This window comes from Actinobaculum sp. 313 (assembly GCF_003073475.1).
In the GTDB taxonomy this organism is placed as follows: domain Bacteria; phylum Actinomycetota; class Actinomycetes; order Actinomycetales; family Actinomycetaceae; genus Asp313.
The window spans coordinates 2,086,076-2,110,664 of the sequence record NZ_CP029033.1; the positions used below are offsets into that span (position 1 = coordinate 2,086,076).

The 24,589-nt window shown below is 61.6% G+C and carries 16 protein-coding genes and 1 pseudogene; 12 read left to right on the forward strand and 5 right to left on the reverse strand.

Annotated features, from left to right (window positions below):
- Positions 1–182 precede the first annotated feature (182 nt).
- A complete protein-coding gene (locus tag DDD63_RS09045) occupies positions 183–3,236 on the reverse strand; it encodes a UPF0182 family protein (RefSeq protein WP_240611238.1) in 3,054 nt (1,017 codons plus the stop codon).
- Positions 3,237–3,471: 235 nt separating this feature from the next.
- Between DDD63_RS09045 and DDD63_RS09050 the strand changes: the two genes are divergently transcribed.
- Positions 3,472–4,008: a PPA1309 family protein gene (locus DDD63_RS09050; protein ID WP_108716095.1), complete on the forward strand. Its 537-nt coding sequence runs from the start codon at positions 3,472–3,474 to the stop codon at positions 4,006–4,008.
- A 105-nt stretch (positions 4,009–4,113) separates the two neighbouring features.
- On the opposite strand, the gene DDD63_RS09055 is transcribed toward DDD63_RS09050, so the two are convergent.
- Positions 4,114–4,947 (reverse strand): S16 family serine protease, encoded by an 834-nt coding sequence (locus DDD63_RS09055; RefSeq protein ID WP_108716096.1) that lies wholly within the window; start codon positions 4,945–4,947, stop codon positions 4,114–4,116.
- On the reverse strand, positions 4,944–5,216 hold the full coding sequence (locus DDD63_RS09060; RefSeq protein ID WP_108716097.1) for a hypothetical protein: 273 nt from the start codon (positions 5,214–5,216) through the stop codon (positions 4,944–4,946). The genes DDD63_RS09055 and DDD63_RS09060 overlap by 4 nt, the downstream gene beginning before the upstream one ends.
- A 252-nt stretch (positions 5,217–5,468) precedes the next feature.
- On the opposite strand from DDD63_RS09060, the gene DDD63_RS12960 reads away from it, so the two are divergent.
- The 3 genes from DDD63_RS12960 (at position 5,469) to DDD63_RS09070 (ending at position 8,300) form a co-directional block, all read left to right on the forward strand.
- Positions 5,469–5,609, forward strand: coding sequence for a hypothetical protein (locus tag DDD63_RS12960; protein WP_240611239.1), 141 nt, complete (start codon positions 5,469–5,471; stop codon positions 5,607–5,609).
- A gap of 25 nt (positions 5,610–5,634) precedes the next feature.
- Entirely contained in the window at positions 5,635–6,948 is a 1,314-nt protein-coding gene (locus DDD63_RS09065; RefSeq protein WP_240611240.1) for a zinc-dependent metalloprotease, read from the forward strand.
- A 149-nt stretch (positions 6,949–7,097) separates the two neighbouring features.
- Positions 7,098–8,300 (forward strand): hypothetical protein, encoded by a 1,203-nt coding sequence (locus DDD63_RS09070; RefSeq protein WP_125482491.1) that lies wholly within the window; start codon positions 7,098–7,100, stop codon positions 8,298–8,300.
- Here the strand turns inward: DDD63_RS09070 and DDD63_RS09075 are convergent.
- A complete protein-coding gene (locus tag DDD63_RS09075; protein WP_108716099.1) occupies positions 8,288–10,297 on the reverse strand; it encodes an ATP-dependent DNA helicase UvrD2 in 2,010 nt (669 codons plus the stop codon). The genes DDD63_RS09070 and DDD63_RS09075 overlap by 13 nt on opposite strands.
- Before the next feature lie 272 nt (positions 10,298–10,569).
- Between DDD63_RS09075 and DDD63_RS09080 the strand changes: the two genes are divergently transcribed.
- The gene (locus tag DDD63_RS09080; RefSeq protein WP_108716100.1) at positions 10,570–11,619 is read left to right on the forward strand and encodes a biotin/lipoate A/B protein ligase family protein; all 1,050 of its coding nucleotides are present in this window, start codon (positions 10,570–10,572) and stop codon (positions 11,617–11,619) included.
- A 42-nt stretch (positions 11,620–11,661) separates the two neighbouring features.
- Here DDD63_RS09080 and nudC read toward each other — a convergent pair whose 3' ends face one another.
- Positions 11,662–12,594, reverse strand: coding sequence for an NAD(+) diphosphatase (gene nudC / locus DDD63_RS09085; RefSeq protein ID WP_108716101.1), 933 nt, complete (start codon positions 12,592–12,594; stop codon positions 11,662–11,664).
- 303 nt (positions 12,595–12,897) lie between these two features.
- Between nudC and glgX the strand changes: the two genes are divergently transcribed.
- From glgX to glgB, 7 genes and pseudogenes are all read left to right on the forward strand, one after another.
- Entirely contained in the window at positions 12,898–15,126 is a 2,229-nt protein-coding gene (gene glgX / locus DDD63_RS09090; RefSeq protein WP_240611241.1) for a glycogen debranching protein GlgX, read from the forward strand.
- 152 nt (positions 15,127–15,278) lie between these two features.
- Positions 15,279–16,385, forward strand: a complete 1,107-nt coding sequence (gene trpS / locus DDD63_RS09095; protein WP_108716102.1) for a tryptophan--tRNA ligase — start codon at positions 15,279–15,281, stop codon at positions 16,383–16,385.
- 356 nt (positions 16,386–16,741) lie between these two features.
- Positions 16,742–18,747: pseudogene (locus DDD63_RS09100) on the forward strand (alpha-1,4-glucan--maltose-1-phosphate maltosyltransferase).
- Complete coding sequence (gene treS / locus DDD63_RS09105) at positions 18,744–20,399, forward strand: maltose alpha-D-glucosyltransferase (RefSeq protein WP_276308076.1); 1,656 nt, start codon at positions 18,744–18,746, stop codon at positions 20,397–20,399. Before DDD63_RS09100 ends, treS begins: the two are co-directional and overlap by 4 nt.
- Complete coding sequence (locus DDD63_RS13215; protein ID WP_276308109.1) at positions 20,339–20,497, forward strand: hypothetical protein; 159 nt, start codon at positions 20,339–20,341, stop codon at positions 20,495–20,497. Before treS ends, DDD63_RS13215 begins: the two co-directional genes overlap by 61 nt.
- Positions 20,498–20,514: 17 nt before the next feature.
- Positions 20,515–21,966 (forward strand): phosphotransferase, encoded by a 1,452-nt coding sequence (locus DDD63_RS09110; protein ID WP_164505512.1) that lies wholly within the window; start codon positions 20,515–20,517, stop codon positions 21,964–21,966.
- 269 nt (positions 21,967–22,235) lie between these two features.
- A complete protein-coding gene (gene glgB / locus DDD63_RS09115; protein ID WP_240611242.1) occupies positions 22,236–24,527 on the forward strand; it encodes a 1,4-alpha-glucan branching protein GlgB in 2,292 nt (763 codons plus the stop codon).
- The last annotated feature ends 62 nt before the right edge of the window (positions 24,528–24,589 follow it).

A 24,589-nucleotide genomic window follows, 5' to 3' on the forward strand; every position in this document is an offset into this window, starting at 1 on the left:
GTGCCATCGCTCACAACGCCGCGCCGCCGCGCACAGAGTCCACCGAACGCAAGTACCCGCCGCCCCGCTCCGCTCATATGGCAGTGGGTCACCGGCACAGTGCCAAACCGTACCGGTGACCCAGCGAGGATCTGGCCGAGGCAGGCTGCTCGCGCCACCCGCACTCAGCTCAGAACCACGCCTCAGCCGCCATTAATTTCCTCCTGTGCGGCAATCGCCTCTCCAAGCGCCGACCGCAGCTTCTCCTGCGCGGCGCCGTAAGCGGCCCAATCACCTTGCCGCAAAGCCTCCTGAGAGCCCTCCATGGCCTCCTGCGCCTCGCTGAGTGCCGAATTCAAACGCTCCTGCGCGGACCCGGCAGCCGGGCTAGTGGTAGCCGACGGTTCAGCACTGGGTGACTGGCTAGCCTGCGCCGATGCCGTATCGCTCGGCTCGGCAGTTGGCTCGCCGCCGCCGTCGCCGTCAGTATCATCACCGGAAGGAGCAACCTGCTCCTTCTGCCCGGAGATATTCGCGTCCCCCGCTTCCGCTCCTGAGTCTCCGCCGAAGACCTGGTTTAGCGATTCCTCCAGGGTCGGCGCAAAACCAATGGTGTTGCCGTCACCGAAAGAAGTCAGCACATATTGCAACTGCGGATACTGTGTTCCAGAAGTCGCCTGTACGTATACCGGCTGCACGTACAGCAAGCCACCACCGACCGGCAAGGTCAACAAGTTCCCCATCAGAACCTGTGTTCCGCCCTCGCGCAATAGATTGAGCTGAGTCGACACGGTGGAATTAGAAAGGAACGTTGCCTCGGCCTGGCCAGGACCGGGAACCGTCAAGTCACGCGGCAATTCCAACAACTGCAACTTGCCGTAACCCTCGCGGACCTTTCCCGCTTCAGCGCCGGCATTCGAGTCGACCGCTAGGAACCCGGTCATAATGTTGCGCTGTGTCGTACCGCCGGGGATGTAACCACTCGACAGCGAGAACACCGCTTCCTCCTGACCGGGCATCTGCAAGGTCAAGTAGTAGGGCGGTTGCTGTTCAGAGCTAGCATTGGATGCCGTCGGATCGGTCGGCACCTTCCAGAAATCCGAACCCGAATAGAAGGATGCAGCATCGGTGACGTGGTACTCGGTGAGCAGCTGACGCTGCACCTTGAACAGGTCCTCCGGGTACCGCACATGCGACATCAAGTCGCCGGACATCTCCGACACCGGGGTCAGCATGCCCGGGAAAATACGATTCCACGCCTTGAGGATCGGATCATCGGCATCCCACTGGTACAGCGTCACCGAGCCGTCGTAGGCGTCCACAACCGCTTTGACCGAGTTGCGGATGTAGTTGACCTCCTCCGCGCGTTGCGTGTATGCGGTGGAATCCCCTGAACGCGAATCCTGCGTCGCGCTCGAAAGTGTCTGTCGCGCGGAGTACGGGTAGGAGTTCGACGTCGTGTACGCATCAATGATCCACACAAGACGCTTCGGGGTTTTTTCATCGCCGTCCATGTCCACAACAGCTGGGTAAGCTCGTGAATCCAGCGTCAGATACGGCGCGACCTTTGAGACGCGGTCGTGTGGATCGCGTTCGTAGAGGATCTGCGACTCGCTTGTTACGCGATCCGAGAAGAAGAGCTCTGTGGAGCGGAACTTAATCGCGAAGAGCAACTTGTCCCATGCATTACTGATCTTTGGGCCGCCGTCACCGCTGTAGGTGTTGTACACAAGGCCTTGGTCGGAGTCGTCCGGGTAATCCAACTCCCACGCTACAGTTCCCTTCGGAGCTCCGACCACGGAGTAGTCGGGTGAGTTCTGCCCGAAATACACCCGCGGCTCGTAGTCGCCCAGTTTGCCCTCGGACGGAATTCCTTGCTGGAAGAACTGCGGCACGCCCCGGTCCGTCGTCGTATTGCCGAAGGCGGCCGCAATGCCGTAGCCGTGCGTGTACACCGTGTGGTCATTCACCCAGGTACGTTGATCGTCATTGAGACCATCGAGGTTGAGTTCGCGCACGCCGATAACCGTGTCGCGCTCCGTGTCATCGATGTTGTAGCGGTCAACGGACAGTTGATCGGAGAACTCATAGTACTGCTTGTTCTGCTGCATTTGGTTGAAGGTCGGCGAGACGATATTGGGATCGAGCAGGCGGATCTGCGCGGTGGTCTCAGCGTCCTCACGCAACTGCCCGGCAGTCGCCTCCGTCGTCGCGGAATAGCTGGTTGTCTCGACGTCGTCCAGCCCATATGCCGTCAGTGTCGCATTGATATTGCGCTGAATATACTCCGACTCCATCTCAACGGCGTTCGGGTTCACACGGAAGGACTGGATCAGACTCGGGTATGCCCACGTGATGACAAGACTCGCAATCACCGCAACGACTATGCCCGTACCAACCAGCTTCCACAGGCCACGGATGGCAGCGAAGACGAACAGCAAAGCGATCAGCAGTGCTGCAATCGCCAGAATGGTACGACCGGGCAAGGAGGCATTAATGTCCGTGTACCCGGCTCCGGAGAACTTCGAATTGTCCGCCAACAGCATGTCATAGCGGCTCAGCCAGAAGTAACCAGCCCCCAAAAGCGCGGCCACCGCTCCGAGAATCCCGAAGTGGATACGGGCCCGGTTCGAGAGCTTCAAGCGCCCATTAGCGGCACCGATGCCTCCGTAGAGATAGTGCCCGACGACGGCGGCCAATGCGCCGACCACAAGGAGGGTGATCGCCAGACTCAAGAGGGAATGCAGCAACGGCAGAGAAAAGACGTAAAAGCTGACGTCCTTGCCGAACTGGGGGTCGGTTTGGCCGAAGGGCGTGCGATACAGCCATGTGACGTAGGCACGCCACTGACCGGAGAGCGGCGCTCCGAGCAGCACTCCAAGCACCAACGGCACCACTAGGCGGACCAACCACGGGTGATTCTCGACCTGATCGCGGTATCCGGCCAGAGACCGCGAATCGGTGCCGGACGCGTCGGTCCTTCCTTCCTTGGGCCGGGACAGCAGCATGTTTATAAGGACGACGACGGCCACAAGTACCGTGCCGATCACTCCAAGGGCCACCGCCCAACCCCACTGCGTCCAGAACACGCGCCCGGCGTGCAGTTGATTGAACCACTTGACTTCGGTCCAGACATTGGCCATTACAACAAGAGCAACGACCAGCAGCCCCAGGACTATGAGGGTCGGGACAAATACTCCCCCGGCTCGCGGAACCTCGCGTTTACGGGCGGGCCGGGACATATGCGGTATAGACACGCAGATACCTCGCAACAGAATTGAGCAAGTGCCAGAGCACATCGATATACGTGTCTAACCTATCCGATTCGCCGACAAATTCCCACAGTGACCGTGCCGGATTTGCCCGTAGCGTGCGTCGGCGCTCGCTTCAAGCACCGCCCAAGCCCCGTTATCTCGCCCATACGCGCCGCCTTCCGAACACGAATCGCCGCCAGCAACCGCGCGCCCGATCACCCTGTGAGACACTGGTGCGGTGAACGACAACACCATTGCTGCCACCGTCAAGGAGATTGAGCGCTATGTCGCAAACGCGGGATGGGATGCTCCTATCCGCGTCTTCGCTCTTATTCGCTCCGCGCAGGCGCTGGCTACCCATCCCGAACTTGCGGCGGAGCTTCCCGCCGACGTTCCGCTGGCCGCTGCGGAAAACCCCGATGCATTATTCTCCGTTGAGCAAGAAGGCTTACCCCCGGCGGACTCCATCGGGGAGCTACTCGCGCAACTCGCCTGGCCCGAAACCGTCACCGGAGCCGCCCTCACCTGCGAACGTGTGACTCTGCCACCGCAGGCCGAAAAAGACATTCCCGCCAACCCGCAGGAAGCAGAGAAATTCATCGCCACCGACCCGCGCCGCGAGGAAATTCGTATGGCCGTGGGCGTATTACGCTCCGGCGAATCGTGGTGCGCCATCCGTATGCGCTCCCACGATAACGACGACGAAGTGCTAGGTTCCCCCGATCTGGTGCCAGAGCTGGTGGCGGCACTGCGCGCCACCTTCGCACAGGAATAACCTCGCCAAGGAACGCGCTACCGTGGGCAGAGGGCCAAGCGCAGCGGTGGCGGGCAGCTGCGCCCTGTGTCCTCCGCCCTCGGTTTCCCGGCTCCGGCAACAACGCTACTGCGTAGCCTCAACCACTTGCCTGCAGGTGGTGAGCCCCGACGTATCGCCATTGCCGATCGCCTCTGCGGCGGCAATCGAATCGTCAAGAGTCCGCACGGCAAAGATCTGCATGTTGTCCGGCTCGTATCCGATCGTCTCGGTGCAATTCTCTGCCGGGGCCAGAAAGTAGGTGGCGCCCTCCTCGGCTGCGCCGACTAACTTGTGCTGGATACCGCCAATGGCACCGATCTCGCCACTGTACGAAACGGTTCCTGTGCCGGCGATGATGTTGTCACCGCCCAGCGATCCCTCCGTGAGTTCGTCGTAGATGGCGAGCGCAAACATATTGCCCGCCGAGGGTCCGCCTATATCGTTGACGCCGTAGCTAATATCCACCGGGAAATCCAGATCCTCCGAGTTCACGTAAATGCCCAGACGCGATCCCGGATGCACCCACCCGGTGCTATCCGCCTCATAGGGGGACGTCGTCACCGTCCCCTGGCGCTCATCACCATCGCGCGTGAACCCGATAACGACCTGCTTGCCGCCGGGCACATCCGCCAGAACCGTTGAAAGGTCGGCGAACGTCGTCAGCTGCGTCGTCGTCCCGTCATAGGTTATGGAGGTGAGAATGTCACCTTCCTGCAGCACGTGTCTCGCACCGGAATCATCGGCCACCCCGGCCACTGAGAGTGTCATGGGCGTCGTGTAGCCCGCCTTGGCCAAACCCGCAACCGCAGCAGAATCCTGGGAACTGGTCATCAATTGCGCATTCTGCTCGTCCACCTGCTCGGCGCTCTGCTCAGCGGAATACAACGAACGTACCGGCACCGTTTGCGAGTCCTTCATAAGCAGGGCCAGCAGGGCCTGTGCCCCGGCACGCCCATATCAGCAGTGCCATATGCACTGACGGTGGTCATATAGAACCGTGTGTCGCTCGGGTAGGTAGAGGCACCGGTAATCGTGAGGATCGGAGTATCCTCACCGGCGTCACCCGTGACATCGATGGCCGGCCCCGCCTGCTCCACGATGAGAGAAGAGGGCATAACAAGAGAAACGGCGGCCAGTACTCCGAAAAGACCACCGGCAATACTCAGACGACGATTACGCACAGGCATATGATGCCTCATTTCGCTGGAAGAACCCCAAAGCGGCGGAGTGCACGTCGCACCCGGTGCGGTGCAAGCATCCTCACCATCGTCACTGCCCAGGCGTAACCGCACATTCCCGCTCTCCGCCCTCGGCGTAGAAGTGCACGTCCATTTGGCGCAACGCAATATCCTTAGCTTCGGACGGAATCCGCATGCCCTGCGGCAGAATCCACTCCGGGTGGTTAGGGTCGTATATGAAGAAAGACGTGAGGAGCGGTTATGAGCGAGTTGGGTGATGGGCAGACACCCGATCAGTGGGAGCAGATGCTACGCGCGGTGCTGGGCGACCACGCAGCGGAGCAGATCCTCGAACAAATGCGCTCGCAGGGTATCGACCCGGAGAGCAGCTCTCGCAGATGATGTCCCCGCGAATTTCAACGCCGTGGTGTCGCAGGTCAAGGACATGCTCGGGTCTTCCGGCGACGGCCCCGTCAACTGGAAGGTCGGGGAGCGCATGGCACGGCAGACGGTTCAACAGGAGCATTACGATACGCTGCTCGCCGCAGACGCTGATCGCGCCCGTTCTGCTCTGCAGACGGCCAGCCTCTGGCTGGATCCGGCGACCGCCATTGACCCCTGCACCGGGCCGAACCAGGCGTGGAGTCGCCTGGACTGGGTGGCCCACACCTTGGCGACTTTCAAGCGGCTGACGGAGCCGGTAGGCGCCAATGTTTCCCGTGCCTTCATCACTGCCATGCATGAGGAGCTTGCGCATGCGCCAGAAGAGATGCGCAGGATGATGGGCGGTAATACGGAACACATGATGCGCAGTATGATCGCCTCCCTGCTGGGCATGCAGTATGGCGTCGGCTTGGCAGAGCTTGCTGCCACCTCTTTTGGAACCACGGATGCGGGCCTTCCCCTTGTTGAGGGGCAAACGGCCGCGCTTGTCCCCGCCAATGTGGCCGACTTCGCCGATGGACTCGATATCGACACCGACGAGGTAACCCTTTTCGTCGCCGTGCGCGAACAAGCCGCAGCGCGCCTGTACTCGCGCGTGCCCTGGCTGCGAGCACGAGTACTTGACACCGTTGCCGCATACGCCAGCGAGATCGCCATCGACACGGCATCCATCGAGGAACGAGTACGTGAGATGGGGCTGGATCTGCAGAAAATGCAGGAACTGGACCTCTCCGAAGTCTTCTCGCAGGACCCCACCGCGGGCCAGCGCGAGACGCTGGAGCGCCTCGAACATCTGCTTTCTCTGGTGGAGGGCTGGGTCAGCGCGGTCTCTGCGCAGGCCGTTGCCGCACAATTACCACACGCGATGCCACTCGGAGAGATGTTCACCCGCCGCAGTGCAACCGAGTCCCCGGCTAACCAGGTGTTTGGCCCGCTGGTCGGCCTCGAACTCAAGCCGCGGCGCATACGGGAGGCGGAGACGTTCTGGCGAATGGCACTGGATAGTCTCGGTATCGAGGGCCGCGACCACCTGTGGAGTCACCCCGACTTGTTGCCGGGGCCGAAGGCCTTGGAGGACCCGGCCGCCTTCTTCGCCGGGGAGGATTCTTCCCCGGTTGCAGACGAGCTGGATGCGTTCCTCGCCGAGGTTCTCGCCTCCGCCGACGACGCCGACACGTCGTCGAACGGTTCTGAGCAGGGCGGTGGCGCGCACGCCACCGATGAGGCCACCGGTGACCAGAGCGGCAATGAGCAACATGATGCCGGCAGCGACGCCCCGGGTGAGGCCAACGCCTAGCGGTACTCGTGGAAGGCCCGCAGGACCAGGAACACCCCCACTCGAAGCGCTGCGAGAACCACCAGCGGCCTAGCTGCACTAGCAGTCGGCTCTTCGCCGCGCAGTGCCAATCCCCACCTGTGTATGGCGTAAACCGGCCAACGAGCGGCGTGGCTACTATCGTCCTGCCGGTCCTGACGGAGGCGATAGATAGGGGTGGGGCCATGCAGATCATTCCCGAATTAGGCGTTTTCTGGCGCAACAATGCCACGTTGCAGATCGGACTCGACCCGCGGGTGCGTATCTGGGTTGACGGCCTCACGAGGCATGAGCAAAGCCTCGTCTCTTTGCTCACCCGCGATCACACCATCCCCGAGCTCGACAGGCTCGCCGCCAGCCACCATGTGACGCCCGAGCGGCTGGCCAGAATATTGGCCATGCTTCGCCGGGCCGGAGTGCTGCATGAAGCCGCCGATGCCCAGGAGGCTGCCGGAACCACCGTCTCGGCCACTATTGACCCAAAACTCGCCGTCGCGGAAGCGAATCTGGAACAAGAGCCGAAGGCTGCCACGGCATGCATTTCATCCGCGGTAGGACATTTGGAAGGCGCACCGGCCACCGCTGGTGATAAGGACCCGGCCGCCGCACAGCTCGCCCTTATCAACAGTGATGCTCATCCGCGCACCGACTGCCGGGTGCGCATCTGCGGGCTCGATCCTCTCGGAGTGGCGATCGGCCTTTCGCTGGCAACCCAGGGCATCGGAACAATTCTCTTTTCGGACCCGCAGCCCGTCGGCGCGGCGGATCACTGCGCACTCTGGCCGCGCTGGCAGGGCCTGCCACGCGAACGCGCCTTCCTGACCGCACTGCGGCAGGTGAATCCACGAATTCGCACCGGGAGTGCCTCCGGCGGTAACAGCGAAGAAGCGCACCTGAGCGTTGTCACCGGCTCACGGCTGGCGAATCCACGCAGCACCATGCACCTCATGGCCTCGGGAACTCCCCACATGTTGCTGTGGACGGAGGACATCGATGTCTGCGTCGGCCCCTTGGTTGAGCCACACCGCAGTGCATGCGCAGAATGCCTCTACAAAGAACGTCTCGAAGAAGACGCCTGTTGGGCGCTGCTCGCGGCGCAGGCGGCAGGCAGCGCGCCGCTGGTCACCTCCGGCCCCGCACTCGGATTAGCGGCATCCCTGGCGACACATGCCATCCTTAGCCTGCTCGACGGGCTCGGCAACCCACTGCAGAATCGGCAGTGGAGAGTACCACCGCTGCCCGAACCTCCCTATCAGGTGGAGGTGCAACCGCACTCCTCATGCGGCTGCACCAGCCAGGAACCACGCCTGCAGGCGCTCACTCAATTGGCGTAATCGGTGCGGAATGCCGCAATAATGTGCAGGATATCGTCTCCCCAGCTGGCGAGCTTGGTATCGCCGATTCCTTTAATCCGGCCGAGCGCGGGTAACGTCATCGGTTTTGCGATGGCGATCGCACGCAGGGTTGTGTCGTGTAAAACGGTGTACGGTGGGCGCCCCATTTCCCGTGCACGTGCCGTACGCCAGGCAGCCAGCTCCTCGAAAAGCGCCACGTCCTCGCCGTGCTCGGCGACGAAAGCCGCAGCCTCCGCCGTGCGCCTCTGCCGATAACTGGTGGCGCGAGAGACGGGCTTCTCCTCTCGTGGCCACAGCGGAGAGAGAAACCGCGATACCTTCCTCCCCGCGCGCGATCCGTTTCCTTTCGCATACGAGAGGTATAGCTGCTCTTTCGCGCGGGTCACCCCGACGTACAGCAAACGCCTCTCCTCCGCCACATCGGCGGCACGTTTTGCCAAGGAGATGGGCAAAAGCCCCTCGCTGAGCCCCGCCAAGAACACCACACGCCATTCCAGGCCCTTCGCCGCATGCAGCGACGACAGCGTCACCCCGTCCACCTCCGGGGTGTTCTGCGTCTGGGCTCTTTCTTCCAACTCACGAACGAAATCCAGCATGCTTGCCGAGCGCACATGTTCCATTTCTGTAGCGAGATTGAGCAGCGCATTGAGCGCATCCCACCTCTCCCGCACCGCACCCGCCACCTCGGGAGCCTCGTCGCGCCATCCCATTTGCCGCAGTGTCGCACGAACATTGTCCGCTAGCGGCCCCTGAACACCGGAGCGTGCCGCGGCCCGCAGAGCAACCATGGCTTCCCGCACCTCGCGGCGGGAGAAGAAACGTTCAGAGCCGCGCAGCGTGTAGCCCACGCCGACGTTGGACAACGCCGCCTCGAACTCAGCCGATTGGGCGTTGGTCCGGTACAGAATCGCCATGTCTCCCAGTGGCACCCCTGCAAGCTGTAACTCGCGAATATTGCTTGCGATATCCGCCGCTTCCGCCGCGTCGTCCTCATATTCCTTCCACTTCACCGGGACACCGGAAGGGACCTGCGATACCAGCCGCACCGCTCCTTCGGACACATCGGAGGCGATCACATCATTGGCAGTAGCGACGATCTGAGGCGTCGAGCGGTAATCACGTATCAGCTCTATAACCCGCGCATCCTTGAACTCGTCGGTGAAATGCGCCAGGTAGAGCGAGGAGGCACCCGTGAACGAGTAAATGGTCTGTGATACATCGCCGACGACACAGAGTTCTCGGCTTTCGCCCAGCCAGAGCTGCAAAAGCCGGTGTTGCAGGGGTGAGACGTCCTGATACTCGTCGACTGTGAAATGACGATACTGCCCACGAATCTGCCGGGCGATATCCGGCCGGTCGAGAAGGATCCCGACCAGATACAGGAGCGTATCCTCAAAATCGATCTGGTGCGCGTCCTCCTTAACCTCTTCATACACACGTAGCAGCTGGACGATTTCGGCGGCGGAATGCCCAGCCACATCAATATGACCGGCGGCCGCCGCACGTTCTGCATACGCCTCGGGCGTGATCAGTGAAACCTTCGCCCACTCGATTTCCGCGGTGAGATCGCGCACCGCAACGCGGTCGTAGGACATGCCGAGCCGTGCCGCGGCCTGTGCCACCAGTGCACCCTTGTGTTCCGTGACCGGCGGCATGCGTCCACCTATCGCGGTGGACCAGAAGTAGCTCAACTGGCTGAGTGCGGCAGCGTGAAAGGTACGAGCGACGACGCCGGACACTCCGAGATCGCGCAGGCGGGAACGCATCTCACCGGCGGCTCGCGCGGTGAATGTCACGGCAAGTACATGGTTCGGCTCGAAAGCGCCCGCGTGCACCCCATAGGCTATCCGATAGGTGATGGCGCGAGTCTTTCCGGTGCCCGCACCGGCACGCACACATAAGGGCCCGCGCAAATGAGTGGCGACCTCACGCTGCTCCGGATCCAGATGCTCCAGTAACTCTTGCGGCGTTTCCATTCCAAGCCTTCCCGGTTCTCTACCAATTCCGACTCATCCGCGTTGCGACCAACGCGCGACCGCCACCCGAATACGATGCACGGAATACGCTCAGCATTGGAAGTGTACCCCGCGCTGATCGCATCGGCCGACGCCGCTATGCTCAGTCTGGCACGCCGCTCCGACACGGCTGGGTCACAATGCACACGCGTCCGAAATCGGCGGACCCTGACGTGCCCGGTTGCACTATTTTTGTGCTACCCATAGCCCGCCACTTACAGGACAATAGTCCCATGCATGGTGAGTACAAGGTTCCCGGCGGCAAACTCGTCGTCGTCGATCTGGATGAGGCGGACGGACTGCTGCGCAATGTCAGCGTATCGGGAGATTTCTTCCTCGATCCTGATGAGGCTCTGTCCCGCATCACCGCAGCGATCGAAGGTCTCCCCCGCGATATTGCCGCAGCCGATATCGCCGACCGAATTCAAAGCGCACTCGATCCAATGGACCATCTTCTCGGCATCACACCGATCAGCGTGGCGATCGCCGTCCGGCGCGCGGTGGGTTTTGCGCTCGATTGGGATGATATCGACTTCGAAGTCATTCACGGCCCGGTGGTTGACCCAATGGTCAATGTGGCCATGGATGAAACCCTCACGGAAGATGTTGCCGTCGGCCGCCGTAAACCCTTCATGCGATTGTGGGAATGGAATCGCCCGCAAGTGGTTATGGGATCGTTCCAGTCCTACGCCAACGAGATCAACCAGGAGGGCGTGGACCGCTACGGCATCACCGTCTCGCGCCGCATCACCGGCGGCGGAGCCATGTTCATGGAGCCGGGAAACTGCGTCACCTTCTCTCTCGTCGTCCCCACTGCACTGGTAGATGGAATGAGTTTCGAGCAGTCCTACCCCTTCCTCGATCAGTGGGTACTTGAGGCATTGGCGAAGGTCGGCATCAGAGCCACATATGTGCCGCTGAACGATATCGCCTCCGATAAGGGAAAGATCGGTGGCGCTGCCCAGAAGCGCTGGGCCAACGGCTTCATGGTGCATCACGTGACAATGTCCTACGACATTGACGCACACAAGATGCTGGAGGTACTGCGTATCGGCAAAGAGAAGATTCGTGACAAGGGCACACGATCAGCCGTGAAACGTGTTGACCCCATGCGCTCTCAGACCGGCTTGCCCCGCTCCGAGATCCTGGACGTCTTCTACAAGACCTTCCAGGAGAAGTACGATGCGACACCGGGCGAGATCACCGCGGTGGACATCGCCGTCGCGCAAGAGCGTTGCCGCACGAAATTCTCCACTGACGAATGGACGCACCGAATCCCGTGAGGAAGGCGGATGGCTTGGTGCCGTCGGCGCGCTCCGCGGGTCCTACCGGCCCGCCATGACCTCGGCGAAGGACCTGCCCAACCACGCCTGTACCAAACTGGCCGCAACCGATGTAGGCGTCGGCATCCGTATTTCCCCAGCCCGTAGCTGCTGGCAAAACTCCTCCCGCGAGAAGAAGTGGGCGTGCGCCATCTCTTTACCGTCAACGGCCAACTCCGCTTCGCTCTGCTCTGTCCAGCCATCGAAGGCCAACATGAGAGAACGGGGAAAGGGCCACGGTTGTGAACCGTAGTATTCAACTCGGCCGACCGTGATATGCGTCTCCTCAAAAACCTCTCTGCGTACGGCGGCTTCCAGGGTCTCCCCCGCTTCGACGAATCCGGCCAACACCGAATACCGGCCCGGACCCCATGCCGAGTTTCTTCCCAGCAGTAGGCGATCATCAGGATCGTGGATGGCCATAATCACAGCCGGATCAATGCGCGGAAACACCTGGTGCCCGGCCGGGCAGGCCATGTCCCAGCCGGTGAAGCGTTGTTCGAGTTGCTCCCCGCACCGTTGGCAGAAATGGGTGACGCGACGCCAGTTGAGTATGGCCACGGCTCCGACGGCCAATGCCGTGTCGCGATCAGCCCATTCGTGCGCCCAGAGACGCACCGGACGCAACTGTGGGAAGTGCGTCGGCAGAACATCGTCGGAGGGAACGAGATCTGTGATATCACAGCCGAAATAGTAGTGCTCACCATCCCGTCCGAGGTATGCGGCGTCATGCGCATTCCACTGCGTTGCCTCGCGGCGTTCCAGGAACAGCAGCCGCCCCTGCGCGTTCGGATTAATTGCGACTGAATCGCCGGCCACGAGAAGATAACGTGCCTGGGGTGAAAGGCGCGCGGTAGCAAGCGCACGTGGATCGTTACGCGTGAGTTCGTCGCGGTCGATCCTTCCCCGAGCCAAACTGAGACCGATATAGGGCATAGCGTCTCCTCTGAACAGCGCAGTCGACTACTTGGGATCATACCCGCTACCCGGCGCCCACAGCTCTAGGCCGCAAGATGCAGCACGAGGCGATACTGGCATGCATCGCCGACACCATTGGGCAGCAGCACTCGCCCGCAGCACTCGCCCGCAACACGCATGAATACTTATCCTCACCGTGAGACATTCACCTCTCGGTAACTGCACCACTTGGTGCAATATGCGCCACATGTTCGCTGGAAGCGGGACATACGCCACGTCTTTCCTGCCACGGCAAAAGAGATTTCCTGTAATAATGCCGCTGTGACAACCTTGACGGCGGCTCTTCCGCTCGAAACCCGGTACACCCCACGCGATCCCGAACCTACCTCGCGAGCGCTCAGCATGCCGGTCCAACTCGGCGCCCACCTCGCTGGTGATGGTGCCGACTTTGCTCTGCGTGCACCACACGCCTCTGCGGTACATCTATGCCTTATCGATTCCACCCCGGCCGGACTGGTGGAACGGCGCTTCGCGCTCCGTTCACAACTGGGCACCTGGTCAGGGCACGTTTCCGGCGTTACTGCCGGACAACGCTATGGCTACCGCGTTTTCGGCCGCTGGTCGCCCGAGTCCGGTCTGATCTACAACCCGGCCAAGCTCTTGCTAGATCCTTACGCACGCGCCGTTACCGGCTCTCCGGTCCTAGCACCCGCGCTCTACGCTCATCGCACCGACGACGCGTTGACACCGCTCTCCTCGGCGACCCTGGAAGAGGACGACCGCGATTCCGCTCCGTATATGGCGTACGGCGTCGTTGTTCCCGAGAACACAATGCCTATTCGACATCCCTACACCGCCTGGGATCGAACGGTTATCTATGAGGCACATGTCAAGGGCTTGACCAAACTATCGCCCGACCTGCCCGAGGAGCTGCGGGGAACCTACGCCGGGCTGGGACATCCGGCCACCGTCTCTTATTTGAAGAACCTCGGAATCACGGCCATCGAGCTTCTGCCCATCCACGCGAAAATGTCCGAGCCGTTCCTCACCCGCAAAGGGCTTGTGAACTACTGGGGATACAACACCCTCAACTTCTTCTCACCCGAACCGTCCTATGCCACACAGGCGGCCCAGGAAGCCGGCGCCGTCGCGGTTCTCAACGAGGTCCGCTCGGCTATCAATAGTCTGCACGACGCCGGAATTGAAGTCATCCTTGACGTGGTTTACAACCACACCTGCGAGGCCGGCATCACCGGCCCGACCGTATCTTGGCGCGGCATCGACCAACCGTCGTATTACATGCAGGCGCCGGACAATCCCGGCCAGCTGTTAGACACCACGGGGTGCGGAAATTCGCTCGACTTCCGGCGCCAGACCGTGCTGAAGATGACCCTCGATTCTCTGCGCTACTGGGTCACGGAGATGGGTGTGGACGGATTCCGTTTTGACCTCGCCGTAACGCTCGGGCGCAACGGGGAGCAGTTCGACACTCATCATCCGTTCTACATGGCGCTGACAACCGACCCGGTGCTCTCAACGGTCAAACTCATTAACGAGCCGTGGGACTTGGGCCCCAACGGCTGGCAGACCGGCCGGTTCCCGCTGCCCACCGCCGACTGGAATGATCACTTTCGCGATACGACACGTGCCTTCTGGCTCGGCCAGCCACGCATGCTTATGGCCGGCGGGCAGGGAGGCGACCTACGGGACATCGCGACTCGCCTGGCCGGCTCCGCCGATTTGTTCGGACACGGCCGGGTGCCGGGAGGCCGTGGCGCCTACGCCTCCATCAACTTCGTCACCGCCCACGACGGTTTCACGCTTCGCGACCTCGTCTCCTTCGATTCAAAACACAACGAGGCGAATCTGGAAGACAATCGCGATGGAACCAACGACAACAAATCGTGGAACCACGGCTGGGAGGGCATCGGCCAGGAGGGCGACGAGCCGCCGCGTACCGTGCGCGAACGGCGACGTCTTTCCATGCGAAATCTGCTCGGCACGCTTATCCTCGCCACGGGCACGCCCATGATCACCGCCGGCGACGAGATCGGCCGTTCCCAGCAGGGCAATAACAACAGTTACTGCCAGGACAACGAGCTCTCTTGGGTGGACTGGGAGCTGGAAGAGTGGCAGCGCGACCAGCTGGAAACGACATCGTATCTGTTGCGCCTGCGCCACGAGCACCGGGTGCTACGCCCGAAGCACTTCTTCTCCGACGGGCCCGGCCCCCTCGATCCGGTCAGCGACCTAACATGGCTGGATGCCAGCGGCCATCCAATGCCCGACCATGCCTGGTTCGACTCGTCGTACCGAACACTGCAGATGCTTCGCTCCGGGCAAGGTCGCGACGTCGACGCACTGATCGTCTTCAACGGCTCACTATCACGGGCAGCATTCACGATTCCGGAGGGCCGAGGCACCTCATTCAAACTCGTCTGGGATTCCTCGTGGCCGCGCCCCCGACGTCGCCATGAGGTATACGCCCCGGGTGCGAGCACATCCATGGGGCCGCTGTCCATGCGTCTGTACTTGGCCAATCCGCAGTGAGGGCCTCTTGGCCGATCCACGCGAGAAAGGACCGCGTTAGCGGCTACGACGTCCACAATTGATCGTTGCGGCCCGGTGGCCGATAGACCTAGTAGCCGATAGAATTGCCTGGCCGCACTGCGCTACTGCGGGCACGGATGAGGAAGGACATCATGACGAATAACGCCGCGGACACGTTCGAAAACTCCACCGATCACGCGTCGTACCTTCGCGCCCGCGAAACAAGCGAGAAAATCGAGGCCGCGCTGGCAAAGGATCCGAGCCAGTTCCGAGTTCTTACCGGTGATCGCCCCACCGGTCATCTTCATATCGGCCACTATTTCGGCTCCCTGCACAATCGCGTTCGCCTCCAGCGCTCCGGTGTGGAGACCTGGCTGGTCATTGCCGATTATCAGGTGACCACGGACCGAGACGGCGTCGGCCCCATCAAGGAACGCGTGTACTCCTTGCTGGCCGACTATCTCGCGGCGGGGATCGATCCTTCAACAGCCACCATTTTCGTACATTCCGCGGTGCCCCCACTCAATCAACTTATGCTTCCTTTCCTCTCCCTCGTCACCGAATCGGAGCTGCACCGCAACCCGACGGTGAAAGCCGAGCTGGAAGCGGCCACCGGGCGCACAATGACCGGACTCATGTTGACCTATCCGGTTCACCAGACGGCGGACATCCTCTTCTGCAAGGCGAATCTGGTTCCCGTCGGAAAGGATCAGCTGCCGCATCTGGAGCAGGCGCGCGTTATCGCTGATCGTTTCGAATCCCACTACGGCCATCCCGAAGGCAGTGATTCCCCGATCTTCCCGCGTCCCTACGGTCTGCTCTCCGAATCCGACACGATTCTCGGACTAGACGGCGCCAAGATGAGCAAGTCGCGTCATAACACCATCGAGTTGCGTATGGATGCCGATGAGACGGCCCGTCTCATTAGGAAGGCAGTCACCGACTCCGAGCGTTTCATCACCTACGACCCGGAGAATCGGCCGGAGGTGTCGAACCTGTTGACCATTGCCGCACTGTGCCAGAATCGGCCCGCCGAGGAGATCGCCGCCGAAATTGGAAACGGAGGGGGCGGAATGCTGAAGAAGGTCGTCACCGAATCTTTGAATGAGTACCTCGCCGAGCATCGCGCCCGGCGCGTTGAGCTCGAGAAAGACCCTGCTCAGTTGCAGAATATCCTGCACGAGGGTATTGAACGCGCGAATGCCGTCGCCGACTCAACCCTCGCCGAAGTTCGCGAGGCCATGCGCATGGTCTACTGAGGCTGTGCGGTTTGATTCGGCACGGCCCGAACGGAACCGCTGCCAGCCCCGCGCCCGTGCATCCCATCGAGGCCGAGCCTTTTCCGGCGTCGTCGGGGCTGAGGGGCGCACCAACAACCGAAATACCGCCGCACGCACCACGCGTTCCCGGAAAGGAGAAGGGCAATCTTCCCAACTGGGCTGCGCGTGGGCGGTAAACATCATAGGGTGAACACGTGACGAGCAATAACACACCAAATTCCCGGCATGCCCGCCGCTCAGCCGCGCCCGCACGGCCGGATGCATCCACTCAGACCACTACTCGGTCGGCTACGACCACGTCCAGGGCACCAGTCGCACCCGCCTCAAACGCCCCTATTCCGGCACCTTTCGCACCCATCGGCCGTATTCCGATCCGGGATATCTCACCGTGCATAGAGAACGGTTCTTGGCCTGCCAAGGGAACGGAGAACGAAGCCTTTCCCGTGCAGGCCACCGTGTTCCGCGAAGGGCACGATCTCTTCTCCTGCGAAGCCGTACTGGTGAACCCTCGCGGCGAAGAGGTCCAGTGCGCGCCCATGGTCAATACGCAACCCGGATTGAACCGATACGAGGCGTGGCTAACCCCGACCTACCCCGGCGACTGGTCCTTCTTCGTGCGCGCCTGGTCCGATCCCGTTGGCACCTGGCGTCACAATGCGGAGGTGAAACTGGCCGCCGGTATCGACGAAGAACTCGTCCTCTTGGAAGGCGCCAAACTACTTGAGCGTATCGCCGCCAATGTGCCCGCCGACAGCACGGAACTTGCCCTGCTGGAGGAGTCCACCTGCGTGCTCGGCAAACAGCATCTGGAGCCCGCACTGCGCTATCAGGCGGCGACCAGCCAGCAGATCGACGCCCTGCTGGAGAGGTATCCACTACGGGATCTGGTCACCGAATCCTCCCGTTTCGCGCTGCGCGTCGATCGTATCCGCGCGCTCGCCGGGTCTTGGTATGAGATTTTTCCGCGATCACTGGGGCCTACCGGCGTGAGGACGGAACCTGGGTGTCGGGAACTCTACGCACCGCAGCCGCCGAGTTGGATCGCATCGCCGCCATGGGGTTCGACGTCGTCTACCTCACGCCGATCCACCCCATCGGGACGACGAACCGCAAGGGCCGCAACAATACGCTTGTTGCCGAACCGGAGGATCCCGGTTCGCCATATGCCATTGGCTCGCCCGATGGCGGCCATGATGCGATTCATCCCGATCTGGGCACTTTTGCGGATTTCGATGCCTTTGTGGACGCGGCACGCGAACGCGGGATGGAAGTGGCGCTGGACTTGGCGTTGCAGTGTTCGCCTGATCATCCCTGGCTGAAGGAACATCCCGAATGGTTCACCACTCGGGTAGACGGGACTATCGCCTACGCGGAGAATCCTCCGAAGAAGTACCAGGATATCTATCCATTGAACTTCGACAACGACCCGGAAGGGATCTACCGTGAAATCGTCCGTATCCTCGAGGTGTGGATTGACCACGGCGTCACCATTTTCCGCGTTGATAATCCGCACACCAAGCCGGTTGCCTTCTGGCAACGGCTACTCGGCGAGTTCCGGGCGACGCACCCCGAGGTTCTTTTCTTGGCGGAGGCCTTTACGGCACCGCCCATGATGCAGGGACTCGGTGCCGTCGGATTCCACCTCTCATACACCTACTTCGCCTGGAGGAACAGCAAGAAGGAGATCGAGGATTACCTGTGGGAACTGGCGCGCGAGTCGGATGCGAGGCTGCGACCCGCCTTCTGGCCCACTACGCATGACATCCTCACGCCGTACATGCAGCACGGCGGTCGTAATGCTTTCGCCATCCGCGCCGTGCTGGCTGCGACCGGTTCTCCCACCTGGGGCATCTACTCCGGGTACGAGCTCGTTGAAAACGTGCCCCGCCCCGGTTTCGAGGAACAGATCGACAACGAGAAGTACGAGTTCAAGCCGCGTGACTGGGATGCCGCTCGATCAAACGGCATCCAGGATTTGCTCACGTCGCTCAACCGTATCCGCTCTCGGCACACCGCGTTGCAACGCCTGCGGGAATTGCGTATTAATCCGACGTCGAACGACGCCGTCCTATCCTTCACGCGCTTCAGCCGCCCGGAGGAGAACAACGGAGAGTCCGATGCCGTTATCGTTGTCCTGAATCTGGATCCGGGTAACGCGCAGGAAGCCCAAGTGCGACTGGACCTCGGCCCACTGGGGATCACTCCTGCCGGTGAAATGCCAGTTATCGAAGTGACTGATGAACTCAGTGGAGCTACCTACCAGTGGAACGATCACCCGTACGTTCGTCTCGACCCGTACTACCAGTGCGCACATATCCTGTCCGTGAAGGTACTGAGGTGAGCGAATCTTCGCCGCTTCCCTCCCTTCCCCTGCCACGTGACCTCGCCCGCCCAGGCCTGTCCGATGATCCACAGTGGTTCCGGCACACGGTCTTCTATGAAGTCCTATTGCGCGCCTTCGGCGACAGCACCGGTTCCGGCAGCGGTGATATCCGCGGCCTGACCGCACGCCTGGACTACCTGCAGTGGCTGGGTGTGGGATGTCTGTGGATCCCTCCCTTCTACCCCTCGCCGCAACGCGACGGCGGGTACGACGTATCGGACTTCACCGCGTTGGCCGAACAGTACGGCACGCTTGACGACTTCGCGGAGCTCCTCGCCGAGGCGCATGCGCGTGGAATCCGCGTCATGATCGACCTGGTGATGAACCATACCTCGGATGCGCATCCTTGGTTCGAGGCCTCGCGCTCGAATCCCGCTGGTCCATATGGAGACTTCTACGTGTGGGCGGATGACGATTCCTCCTACGCCGACGCTCGCATCATCTTCACCGATACCGAGACCAGCAACTGGACCCTGGACCCCGTGCGCGGCCAGTATTTCTGGCATCGTTTCTTCTCGCACCAGCCGGATCTGAACTACGAGAATCCCAAAGTACAGGCAGCCATGCTTGATGTCGTGCGGACATGGGCACGGCGGGGCGTCGATGGATTTCGGCTTGACGCCGTGCCCTATCTCTTTGAAAGCGAGGGCACCAACTGCGAGAATCTGCCGGCAACCCACGACTTCCTCGCGGATCTGCGTGCCATGCTTGATGCCGAGTTCCCCGGCACGGTACTGCTGGCGGAGGCGAATCAGTGGCCCGACGACGTCGTCCCCTACTACGGGACCGCCGACCGGCCGGAATGCCACATGTGCTTCCACTTCCCCGTGATGCCGCGTATCTTCTACTCGCTACGCGACGAGAAGGCCACGGCGCTGCGCAATATCCTGGCCGCCACTCCGGCGATTCCACCAGGCACCCAGTGGTCGATTTTCCTGCGCAATCACGATGAACTGACGCTGGAGATGGTGACGGACGACGAGCGGCGCAACCTCTACGACTGGTACGCCCCCGCCCCTCGCATGCGTGCGAACGTGGGAATCCGGCGACGTCTGGCTCCACTGTTGGAGAATTCCCGCGCGGAGATCGAACTCTCGAAGGCCCTGCTGCTGTCGCTGCCCGGCTCTCCGTGTCTGTACTACGGCGACGAGATCGGAATGGGCGATGACATCTGGCTGCCGGACCGCGATGGCGTGCGTACCCCCATGCAATGGTCCCCCGATCCCAGCGCCGGCTTCTCCACGGCAGATCCCTCCAACTTCTACCTGCCATTGAACAACAATCCACACTTCAGCGGCCAGGTGGTGAACGTGGAATCGCAACTGTCGCAGCGCTCCTCGCTGCTGCTATGGATGCGTAACATGCTCACCGTGCGCCGACGGCACACCGCTCTTGGCGATGGCGACTTCAAGCTGCTCACGTCGAGTAACGACTCGGTCCTCGCCTTCACGCGATCCAATGCCTCTGAGACGCTGTTATGCGTTATGAACTTCGCCAGCACCCGCAGGCCGCCAGGTTACAGATCGCCGACTTCGGCGGCGCACAACCAATCGATGTTTTCGGAGGAGCACGCTTCCCGAAACTCACTCATAAGGGCTCATGCACGATAACGCTCGGGGCACGAGGATTCTATTGGCTCTTGCTGCAGAGACCCTCGCGTTCCAAGGCGAATCGGCGGCGAGCCCGCGAACAAGAAAGAAACCGCTGACCCTACCGATGAGTGCCATGAACCGTGAACCAGTGGATTCCTTCGCAAGCCTCGCGCCCGCGCTCGCCCCGTGGTTGTCAGCTGCGCGCTGGCATCTCGGTAGCACCGCAACACCCGAGATTCGCCTAACCCTCCCCGTTGCCCGGGCCGCCGGTGTGGAGCTGCATTGGGTGGTGGTTGCCGACGGTGACGTCACCTACAACGTTCCTCTCACCTTCCGCGAGTCGGCTGCCGATGAACAAGCGGTTCTTCCCGCCCCGATCGCCGTGTGGGAGAACTGGACGGTCCGCGACGCGACGGATGACCCCTTCGGTCAGCAAGAGCTTCTGCGGCTCATTACACGGGGGCCGGTGTATTCCGGCGGCACCGACTCGTCTGCGGCCGGACTGGCGGACACCGCACCGGTGTGCGAGAAGAAGGCGGGGTTGGCCACTCACCGCCTGTGCGCGGTGCAGCCGCGCACCTCGGCCCGACGTCTTGGCCGCGAACAGTCCAACACCTCCATCGTGTACGATGCCGCGCCTCCGACGTCGCCCGCTGCCGACGAAATCGGCGGCGCGGCCGGATCACCGGATACGCCCGAGTCTCCCCACATGGCCGACACAGCAGCCGCAGCGGCCACCACTTTTGCTGGTCCGATTATTCTTAAGCTGTTCAGAGTGCTGCATCTCGGCGAGAACCCCGACGTGGAACTACAGCAGGTTCTCAGCGATTCAGGGGCCGTGCCGCTTCAGATCGGCTCGGCACAACTACTTTTGCACACCGGCCATGCTGACGTGCTGACAGCGCAAGAATTCCTTCCCACGGCCACCGATGCCTGGGAAAGTACCACCGCCTCGCTTGCCACCGGCCGCCCGCTGCCTCGCGAGGAGTTCGTTGAACTGGGCCGCACCACCCGCCGGATCCACAACATCCTCGCCGCCTCCCTCCCGGTAGTCGAGGCCACCGCCGACAAACGCCTCCAGCTGCAAGACTCCTGGCTGCAACGAGCCCGGAAGGCGATCAATCTTGTACCGCAACTGGCCGAGTACACGGATTCCATTGCGTCTATCTTCGGCGCCACGCAGTCCGTGCCGTGGCCACCACTGCAACGTATCCACGGTGACTACCATCTTGGTCAGGTATTGCGAAGCGCCCGGGGCTGGGTGGTACTCGATTTTGAGGGCGAACCACTGCGACCTCTGGCGCAACGCCGTCAACCGGATCTGGCGTTGCGCGACGTGGCCGGAATGCTACGCTCTTTTGACTATGCGGGCGGCACCGGCTCCGAACACCAGGAATGGGTCAGCACCACCCAGCAGGCCTTCCTCTCCGGCTACGGTGCTCTTTCGGAGGAGCACAAGGTTCTTTTGCGCGCTTTGGAACTGGACAAGGCGCTCTATGAGGTGGCATATGAGGCCGCCACCCGCCCCGCGTGGCTCCCCATTCCGCTCGTCGGCGTCCATCGTATTCTCGGCGCGGCACACTGAGGCCACCTGCCGCCGGGCAATGGCCGAGAGGCTTCCACTGCTCTCTCAGCTGGGCCCGCGCTGTACACACCCGGCCCGCATGCGGCCATGTCACCGTTGCTGCTAACCGCTACGCGCCCGGACCGCATAGGCACATGTGCGCACAGGAGCTACCGATTACCTCCCCAATGAACGCTCGCCTGTACCCCGCTACCCAATTGCGGGAAACTCCTCATCAATTCGGCGGGTAAACGCTCCCGTAACGGGTCTCAATATGAAAGAGTATGACCATGAGCGAAACCGACTACGTGCCCGTCAGCACGAATATTCTCGACGGCGTTTCCAACGGCTGGTATCACGCCCCACATGATGTTCTCGGCCCCCATGTGGGCACCACGAGCGTCACCATCCGGGCTATCCGGCGTCTCGCTGACCGTGTATTCATCGAGACCGTCGATGGTCGCACCGAAGCAGTCCACGAGTTCAATGGCATCTGGCGCGCAGTCCTGCCGGGAACCGCCATCCCCGACTATCGCGTAGTCGCCGTCTATGGCGATGTCGAGAACCGGACGGATGATCCCTATCGGTACCTGCCCACCGTGGGCGACGTTGATACTTACCTGTTCAGCGAAGGCCGCCACGAGGAACTCTGGAAGGTCCTCGGCGCGCATGTCCGCTCATACCCGAGCGAGCTCGGTGAGGTAACCGGCACAAGTTTCGCCGTCTGGGCGCCCAATGCGAAAGCGGTGCGCGTTATCGGAGACTTCAATGGCTGGGATGGATCGCTGCACGCCATGCGGACCATGGGTTCTTCCGGTATCTGGGAGATTTTCATTCCCGGGGCAACCGTGGGAGCCCGCTACAAGTACGAAATCCAGTACCCGGATTTGTCCTGGCATCAGAAGGCCGACCCGATGGCACGACGCACCGAAGTGCCGCCGTCGACAGCGTCGATCATCACCGATTCGCACTACACCTGGGGCGATGAGGAATGGCTCACCGAGCGGGCCAAGCACGACCCGCATGCGGGCAAGGTCAGCATTTACGAGGTGCATCTGGGTTCGTGGCGGCCTGGCCTCGATTACCGCACCATGGCGGAGCAGCTGGTCGGTCATATCAAATACTGCGGCTTCACACACGTGGAGTTCATGCCACTTGCCGAGCATCCCTTCGCTCCATCCTGGGGCTACCAGGTCACCGGCTACTACGCTCCCACGGCACGTTTCGGCACTCCAGACGAACTGCGCTATCTCATTGACCGGCTGCATCGCGCCGGTATCGGCGTCATTATGGACTGGGTCCCCGCCCACTTCCCGAAGGATGACTGGGCGCTCGCCCGCTTCGACGGAACGGCCCTGTATGAGGATCCCAATCCGCTGCGCGGCGAGCATCCGGACTGGGGCACACTGGTCTTCAACTTCGGCCGACGCGAGGTCCGCAACTTCTTGGTTGCCAACGCACTGTATTGGCTCAAGGAGTTCCATATCGACGGAATTCGCGTAGATGCCGTCGCCTCCATGCTCTACCTCGACTATTCGCGCGAAGATGGGCAGTGGCAGCCCAACGTGTATGGCGGCCGCGAGAATCTGGAAGCGATTTCCTTCCTGCAGGAGGTCAATGCCACCGCCTATCGTTGCGCCCCCGGCGTGATGATGATCGCCGAGGAGTCAACCTCCTGGCCCGGCGTCACCGGCATGACCGACAATGGCGGACTCGGCTTCGGGCTGAAGTGGAACATGGGCTGGATGAATGACACCCTGCGCTACTTGGAGGAGAAGCCCATCAACCGCCGCTGGCACCACGGTGAGATCACCTTCTCTCTCGTCTACGCCTTCTCAGAACACTTCCTGCTGCCACTGTCACATGACGAGGTGGTACACGGTAAGGGATCCCTCTACTCGAAGATGCCCGGTGACGATTGGCAGAAGCTGGCCGGAGTACGTGAGCTCTTCGCCTACCAATGGTCGCATCCGGGCAAGAAACTCCTGTTCATGGGCCAAGAATTCGCCCAGATCGAGGAATGGAATGAGTCGAGGGGTTTGGATTGGTGGCTCACCGACGACCCGTCACACGACGGCGTGCTTTCACTGGTACGCCGCCTGAATCAGGTCTACCAGGAGCATCCTGCCCTGTGGAGCGACGACTTCACCAACCACGGCTTTGAGTGGATCGACGTGTCCGACGGCGACCACAACGTGCTGTCCTATCTGCGCCGCAGCGCCGACGATGAAGACATTATGGTCGTCATCTGCAACTTCGCCGGCGTGCCCCAGAATGACTACCGGGTCGGTTTGCCTTCCGATGGCCAGTGGGATGAGATCCTCAATACCGACGCGTTGGAATACGGAGGCTCCGGCGTAGGCAACTTCGGTGCTGTCACGGCCGAACCGGTGAGCTGGAACGGGCGGCCCTTCTCCGCCTCCTTGCAGCTACCGCCCTTCGGCGTCGTCTACCTCACACCACATCGTCCACAAGATGACGAAACGGAGTCTGAAGCCGCCATTGCCTCCGACTCCGCCACGGCACCCATGTCCGCAACGTCGGTGGATGGCGACTCTGCAACTGAGGAATCGACTCTCTAACAAGTGAAACGGCGGGCAGCGTCGGCGGCAGTAGTCCCTTTGATCTACCGCTGACCTCGCCT